The sequence below is a fragment of the Mesorhizobium sp. LNHC229A00 genome (assembly GCF_000502415.1).
Classification (GTDB): Bacteria; Pseudomonadota; Alphaproteobacteria; order Rhizobiales; family Rhizobiaceae; genus Mesorhizobium.
In genome coordinates, this window is sequence record NZ_AYWQ01000225.1 from 1 (window position 1) to 346 (window position 346).

At 57.5% G+C, this 346-nt stretch carries 1 protein-coding gene; it reads left to right on the top strand.

What is annotated here, in order from left to right:
• On the top strand, nucleotides 1–346 hold a 346-nt coding region (locus X742_RS1000000175220; protein ID WP_032925250.1), incomplete at both ends, for a hypothetical protein.

Genomic DNA, 346 nt, shown 5'->3' on the forward strand with positions numbered 1-346 from the left:
ATTTGCAGAGTGGCAGTACGGCGCGGACGGATTTGGCAGCGTTTCGGCGACGGGCCAGAATGTCCAAGTTGCCTTCAGCTCGGCATCCCAGATCGTGTTGAATCTGATGGAAGGGGCTGATGTCGTTGCCAAGCTGACGCTGAACGCCAATGGAACCGACTCGCTGGAAGTACTGCACCGGACGGGCGATATCGTCTTCAATCCAATCGCGGCGACCTCAGCAACAGCTGGAGGGCCGACAGGTTCACTGCTCGTGGATCTGGGCGCGGCCACCAACTTCAACATTGTTGTGACCGGTGATGACGGCAATGGTACCCCCGGCGAAGATTCGGATAATGTGAATACC